Annotated in this window: 6 protein-coding genes; all 6 read right to left on the reverse strand. The window is 69.6% G+C overall.

What is annotated here, in order from left to right; translation table 11 throughout:
* Nucleotides 1-947: serine/threonine-protein kinase (locus TU34_RS00545; protein ID WP_052688554.1), on the reverse strand; the 947-nt coding region annotated here is incomplete at its 3' end.
* A 22-nt stretch (nt 948-969) separates the two neighbouring features.
* Nucleotides 970-2,478, reverse strand: coding sequence for a penicillin-binding transpeptidase domain-containing protein (locus tag TU34_RS00550; protein WP_045820899.1), 1,509 nt, complete (start codon nt 2,476-2,478; stop codon nt 970-972).
* Complete coding sequence (locus TU34_RS00555) at nt 2,475-3,902, reverse strand: FtsW/RodA/SpoVE family cell cycle protein (RefSeq protein ID WP_045820900.1); 1,428 nt, start codon at nt 3,900-3,902, stop codon at nt 2,475-2,477. Before TU34_RS00555 ends, TU34_RS00550 begins: the two co-directional genes overlap by 4 nt.
* Nucleotides 3,902-5,398 (reverse strand): protein phosphatase 2C domain-containing protein, encoded by a 1,497-nt coding sequence (locus TU34_RS00560; protein WP_045820901.1) that lies wholly within the window; start codon nt 5,396-5,398, stop codon nt 3,902-3,904. The genes TU34_RS00555 and TU34_RS00560 overlap by 1 nt, the downstream gene beginning before the upstream one ends.
* Nucleotides 5,395-5,868 carry an FHA domain-containing protein FhaB/FipA gene (locus TU34_RS00565; RefSeq protein WP_045820902.1) on the reverse strand — a complete coding sequence of 158 codons (474 nt, stop codon included), beginning with the start codon at nt 5,866-5,868 and terminating at the stop codon, nt 5,395-5,397. Before TU34_RS00565 ends, TU34_RS00560 begins: the two co-directional genes overlap by 4 nt.
* Before the next feature lie 192 nt (nt 5,869-6,060).
* Nucleotides 6,061-7,055, reverse strand: a 995-nt coding sequence (locus TU34_RS00570) for an FHA domain-containing protein (protein ID WP_045820904.1), incomplete at its 5' end; no start/stop codon positions are given.

Here is a 7,055-nt window from a genome sequence, read left to right on the forward strand (position 1 = left end):
GTGGCGGTGGGGGGCGGCCGACCGGCGGGGCGCGGGATGGGTGCCGACATCTCGCGAGTGTGCGGAGGCGGTGCGGCCACCACGGCACCGGCGCGCGGCGGCGGCGGACGTCGTCCGGCCCGCACTGCGGCGACGGCGTCGGCGAACTCACCGCCGTTGGCGTAGCGCTGCTGGGGATCCTTCGCCATGGTGATGGCGATGAGCTCCCGGATGCCGCCGGGCAGGTCGCTCGGCAGCGGGGGAGCGGTCTCGCGGATGTGCTTCATCGCGACGGTGATCGCGCCGTCGCCGAGGAACGGCCGGCGGCCCGAGATCGCCTCGTAGCCCACGACACCCAGCGAGTAGACGTCCGACGACGACGTCGCGTCCTCACCGAGGGCCTGCTCGGGCGAGATGTACTGCGCGGTGCCCATCACCATGCCGGTCTGGGTCACCGGCGCCGCGTCGACGGCCTTCGCGATACCGAAGTCGGTGATCTTCACCTGACCGGTCGGCGTGATGAGGATGTTGCCCGGCTTCACGTCGCGGTGCACGAGACCCGCGACGTGAGCGGCCTGCAGCGCCCGACCGGTCTGCTCGAGCATGTCGAGGGTGTTGGTCAGCGACAGGCGACCCATCCGCGCGAGCACGGCGTTGAGCGGTTCACCGTTGACGAGCTCCATCACCAGGTACGCCAGCGCCGGGCCACCCGACCGGTCAGGGGTCTCGCCGTAGTCGAAGATGCTGGCGATGCCCGGGTTGTGCAGCCGCGCAGTGGTCTGGGCCTCGATCCGGAAGCGGCGCAGGAACTCTGCGTCGTCGGAGAACTCCGACTTGAGCACCTTCACCGCCACCCGGCGGTCGAGACGGGTGTCGAGACCCTCCCACACCTGACCCATGCCGCCGGTGGCGATCAATCGCATCAGCCGGTAGCGGTCGGCGATGGTGGTTCCACTCTGCAGACTCATCGGGTCCCCCTGTCATAGAGACTCATTGCGCGCCACCCACCATCGCGTTGATCACGGCCCGACCGATGGGTGCGGCCGACGAACCACCGGTCGACTGCACACCGCGATCACCGTTCTCGACGATGACCGCGACGGCGATCTGGGCGTTGCTCGACGGCCCGAAGGCGATGTACCAGGCGTAGGGGGTGTCGGCGGCCTCCGACGTCGCCGAGTGCTCGGCGGTACCGGTCTTCGAGGCGATGGTGACCGGGCCACCCGACCCGCTGGTGTTGCGCTCGGAGTCGACCATCAGGCTCGTCAGCGTCGCCGCCGTCGTCGCCGAGATCGGCTCGTTGATCGAGGTCGGCGCCGTCGTGTACAGCGTCTTGAGATCGGGACCCTGCAGCTTGTCGACGAGGTAGGGCTGCATCCGGACACCGCCGTTGGCCACCGTCGCGGCGATCATCGCGTTCTCCAGCGGCGTCATCCGCACGTCACGCTGCCCGATGGCGCTCTGCCCGAGGGCGGCGAGGTCGTCGATGGGACCGGTCGTGGAATCCGACACCGACATCGGCACATCCGGGGTGTCGGCGTCGAGACCGAAACGGTTCGCGGTCGACTTCACCGTCGCGATGGGGTTCGAGAGGCGCTCGGTGGCCAGCTGCACGAACGCGGTGTTGCACGAGTACTGGAAGGCCTGACGCAGCGTCACCTGACCGCCACTGGATCCCGGGCAGGTCTCGCCGGCGTAGTTGGTCAGCGACGTCTCGGTGTTCGGCAGCGTGATGGAGCTGTTCGCGGTGAGCCGGGTGGTGTCGGGGTTCACGCCCTGTGCCAGGGCCGCGGCGGTGGTGACGACCTTGAAGGTCGACCCCGGGGGATAGGTATGGTTGATGGCGCGGTTGAGCATGGGTTGCGCCGTCTCGCTGGGGTTCTCGGGATTCCAGGCGTCCCAGCTGGTCTCACGGACCGTCGCGTCGTGGCTCGTGAGCTTGTTCGGGTCGTACGAGGGTGTCGAGACCATCGCGAGGATGGCGCCGGTGCTGGGTGCGATCGCGACGACCGAGCCGCGGCAGCCGCCCGAGCACCCGGCGTTCATGGCGTCGTAGGCCACCTTCTGCAGACGCGGGACCACCGTGGTGACCACGTTGCCGCCGCGCGGGTCCCGCCCGGAGAACATGTCGAGGAACCGCTGACCGAACAGGCGGTCGTCGTTGCCGTTGAGCAGCGAGTCGTAGCTCTGCTCGATGCCCGCGCTGCCGTACTGGAATGAGTAGAAGCCGGTGACCGGTGCGAACGCGGCCGCGTACTTGCCCGGGTACACCCGCAGGTACTTGAGGCGGTCGTTGGTGGGCACCGACTGTGCGATGACCTCCTGGCCGGCGGTGATCTGGCCGCGCTGCCGCGAGTACTCGTCGAGCAGCACCCGCTGGTTGCGCGGATCGGCCTTGAGATCGTCGGCCTCGAACACCTGGACATAGGTCGCGTTGGCCAGCAGGGCGACGATCATCACCATGACGGCGATGACGACGCGACGGATCGGGATGTTCACGCGCGCTTCACCACCTGGGTCTGCGCGAGCGCCACCGGGGTCTGCTTCTTCTTCGTGGTGTCGGGTTCACGCGCGGCGTTCGACACCCGGATCAGCAACGCCACCAGAACGTAGTTCGCCAGCAGCGACGACCCGCCGTAGGACATGAACGGCGTCGTCAGACCGGTCAGCGGGATGAGCTTCGTGACGCCACCGACGACGACGAACAGCTGCACGGCCATCGAGAACGACAGTCCTGTCGCGAGGAGCTTGCCGAAGCTGTCGCGGACGGTGATGCCGGTGCGCAGGCCGCGGACGACCAGGATCAGATAGAGGCCGAGGATGCCGGCCAGACCGACGAGACCGAGTTCCTCGCCGATGGTCGCGATGATGAAGTCGGTGTTGGCGAAGGGCACGATGTTGGGTCGGCCCGAGCCGAGACCGGTGCCGAACAGTCCGCCGGTCGCGAGCCCGAAGAGTCCCTGACCGACCTGGTACCCGGTGCCGTAGAAGTCGCTGAACGGGTCCTGCCACACCTGGACGCGCACCTGCAGGTGGGGGAACAGCTCGTAGGCGAGCACCGCACCGACGGCGAACAGGGCGACGCCGATGATCACCCATCCGGCACGTTCGGTCGCGACGTAGAGCAGCGCGAGGATGGTCGAGAAGATCAGCAGCGGTCCGCCGAGATCGTTGGCGAGCGCGAAGATTCCGATAGTGACGATCCATGCCGCGAGGAGCGGACCCATGTCGCGGGCGCGCGGCAGGTCCATCCCGAGGAAGTGCTTGCCCGCCGTGGTGAAGAGGTCACGCTTGGACACCAGCAGCGACGCCGTGAAGATGATGATCAGGATTTTCGAGAACTCACCGGGCTGGATGTTGAACAGCGGTGTGCGGATCCAGTTCTTGGAGCCGTTGATCTCCGACAGCGACGCCGGGAGGATCACCGGGATCGCGAGGAAGATCAGACCGCCGAGGCCGAGGATGTAGCTGTAGCGCGACAGCGTGCGGTGGTCGCGGACGAAGATGAGGATCGCGGCGAACGCGACCACCCCGAGCGCCGCCCACAGCACCTGCTGATCGGCGTTGTTGGTCACGTTCGTGGCCTCGGCCGTCTCGCCGTTGCGGCCCGACCCGAGGTCGAGGCGGTGGATCAGCACGAGACCCAACCCGTTGATCACCGCGACCAGCGGAAGGATCAGCGGATCGGCGTAGGGCGCATATCGGCGGATCACGAGGTGCGCGAAGCCGAACAGTCCGATGAACGCGCCCGCGTACTTCAGCAGGTCGATGGTGAGCTGCTGCTCCTGGGCGGCCTCGACGTTGATCATCGCGGCGAACACCACCACCGTGGCCGCACCGAGCAGCATGAGTTCGGTGTTGCGCCCGGTGGGTCGGCGGATGGGCCCCGACGTCGGGGTCTGGGTGACGGCTTCGGATGACATCAGTGCCCCCGACAGACCTTGCGGCCGCTGTCGTCGAAACGATCGGTGCTCGTGTCGATCGTGGTGGTCGGGGCGGCGGAGCTCACCGGCGCGCCGGGCGCCGGTGCGGGCGAGCCGGTCGGTGTCGGTGTCGCAGGCGGCGGGACGTTGGAGGCGGGTGCCGAGGTGGGCGCGCCGGTCGTGGTCGGGACCGCCGACGAACCGGCGCTGCCGCCGAGGGTGGAGGTGCCGCACAGGGGCAGCAACGACAGCAGCGACACGTTCTGCTTCGCCTCGTCGAGCGGCACGCTGGGCTTGCTCGCGCGCACCGTGTTCTGGCTGGGCTGCGACAGGTCGGTAACGGGCAGGCGCGTGCACGAGGAGGCGTCGCCGGCGTCGGCGAAGGTGATCGTCGGAGTCTCCGCGCGCAGGTCGCTCACGCAGGCCGACAGGCTCACCGAGTTCAGCGAGAACCCGAGCACCGACCCCTGCATTCCGCGGAAGAGCACCACGTTGCCGTCGCTCTCGCCGACGTAGTAGTTCGAGCGGATCACCGACCGCGCGACGAAGCCGCCGGCGATCACGAGCACGATGAGCGTGATGGCGGCCGCGGCGAACAGCCACCGCCGACGCGGGCGTCGGGTCGCGACCGGCTCGGGCTCGACGGTCGGACGGGCCGGGGCCTCGCGCGGTGGGCGCAGGGCCGCCGCGCGACCGGCCGCGGTGGTCGGGTCGGGCGTGTAGTCCTCATCGTCGTCACCGGCGGCACCGGCACGGATCGGACGGTGGTCGCCGTAGTCGACATCGGCGACGTCGGCCACCACCACGGTCACGTTGTCGGGTCCGCCGCCGCGAAGCGCCAGCTCGATGAGGCGGTCGGCGCAGTCGCGGTGATCGGCGACCGACCGCAACGTGTCGGCGATGGTCTCCTCGGTGACGACATCGGAGAGGCCGTCGGAGCACAGCAGGTAGCGGTCACCGTCGCGCGCCTCGCGGATGGTCAGCGTCGGCTCGACCTCGGTCCCGGTGAGTGCGCGCATGATGAGCGACCGCTGCGGATGGGTGTGGGCCTGCTCGGCGGTGATGCGGCCCTCTTCGACCAGCGTCTGCACGAAGGTGTCGTCGCGGGTGATCTGGTTCAGGTCGCCGTCGCGCAGGAGGTAGCCGCGGGAGTCGCCGATGTGGCACAGGGCGAGGCGGTTGCCGGCGAACAGGATCGCGGTGAGCGTGGTGCCCATCCCGTCGAGTTCGGGCGACTGGGCGACCTGGTCGGCGATGGCGGCGTTGCCGCTGCGGATCGCGTCGTCGAGTTTGCCGAGGAGATCGCCGCCGGGCTCGTCGTCGTCGAGGGGCTGGAGCGCCTCGATCACGAGTTGGCTGGCGACCTCGCCGGCCGCGTGGCCGCCCATGCCGTCGGCCAGGGCGAGCAGGCGCGCGCCCGCGTAGACCGAGTCCTCGTTGTTCGATCGGACCAGTCCGCGGTCACTCCGCGCGATGTAGCGCAGCACCAGGGTCACGGGCGCAACTCGATCACGGTCTTGCCGATGCGCACCGGCGTGGCGAGGGGGACCTTCACCGCCGTCGTCACCTTGCCGCGATCGAGATAGGTGCCGTTCGTCGAGCCGAGGTCCTCGACGTACCAGTCGTCGCCGCGGCGCGAGATCCGTGCGTGCCGTTCGGAGGCGTAGTCGTCGGTGAGCACGAGCGTCGAGTCGGCGGCGCGACCGATGAGCACCGGCTGGGTGCCCAGGGTGATGCGCGTGTTCGCCAGTGCTCCGTGCGTGACCACGAGGTATCGCGCCGCGCCCTTCGGTCGGGCGGCGCCACCCCCACCGGATCGCCGCCCCTTGCGCTCGTAGCGCGGGACGGGTCGCTGACCGGTCGCGGCGTAGACGTCATGCCGCAGCGTGCGCAGAACGGCCCAGACGAAGAACCACAGCAGCAGGAGGAACCCGATGCGGGTCAGTTGCAGCACGATGCCCTGCACAGCGGTTCACCTCCGGATGCGACGTCGTGGGGACACTTCGGGTCGGCCCCGATGTCTCGACCCGCGACATCGGCGCACCGACCATGGACTCACATCCTATGGGCAGGGTGCGAGTGAATCGGTATCTGTATGTGTCAGGTTGGCATCGCTTGCCGAGGGCGATGCGTCCGACCAGCGCCTAGGGCGCAGCCGTCACTGGAAGCGGACGGTGATGTCGGAATGGCCCACCCGGATGTGGTCGCCGTCGGCGAGTTCCCAGCTGCTCACGGCGACGTCGTTGACGGTGGTGCCGTTGGTGGAGTTCAGGTCGTGCAGCAGCGCGACCTGCCCGTCCCAGCGGATCTCGACGTGGCGGCGCGAGACGCCGGTGTCGGGGAGGCGGAACTGTGCGTCCTGGCCGCGGCCGATCACGTTCGACCCGTCGCGCAGCGAGAAGGTGCGGTTGCTGCCGTCCTCGAGGCACAGCGTGACACCGGTGGGGGCGTAGGTCGGCGCAGCGGTGGCCGCACCGTAGCCCTGCTCGTATCCGGCGGGCTGGTAGTTGCCCTGGTCGTAGGCACCCTGGTCGTAGCCACCCTGGTAGGCACTGCCGCCGCGGGGCGCGTACCCGCCCTGGTCGTAGCCGCCCTGCTGGTAGCCCGCGTCGCGGTAGTCGGCGTCGGCGTAGTACCCGGCGTCGGCCTGCTGGTAACCGCGGTCGTTGCCCGCGGGCCCCTGGTCGTAGCCGGCCTGGTCGTACCCACCGGCCTGGCCGTAGCCGCCCTGCTGGTAGCCGCCACCGGTGCGGTAGGCGCCCTGGTCGTAGCCGGGGCCACGGTCGTACGCGGGTGCGCCGGCGTCGGGATGGCGCGGGTCACCGTAGTCGGCGGCCGGCGGGTAGCCGCCCTGATCGGCGGGCGCGTAGGCGCCCCGATCGTTCGGTGCGTAGCCACCCTGGTCGTAGCCGTGTCCGGGCTGCGCGTAGCCGCGGTCGTCGTATCCGGCCTGGTCGTAGCCGCCGGTGCCGTACCCGGGCTGCGCGTAGCCGCCCTGGTCGGACGCGGGACGATCGCGACCCGGCTCCCGGTCCCCCTGGTCGTATCCCCGGCGCGGGTCGTGTCCTGAGTTCTGGGTCATCGGGAATGCTCCTGGTTCTGCGATCGCGTTCGGTGGGTGGCCTGCGGTTGGGCGCGGTGGGACGAGCGGTG

It is taken from the genome of Williamsia herbipolensis, from assembly GCF_000964005.1.
Taxonomy (GTDB): Bacteria; Actinomycetota; Actinomycetes; order Mycobacteriales; family Mycobacteriaceae; genus Williamsia_A; species Williamsia_A herbipolensis.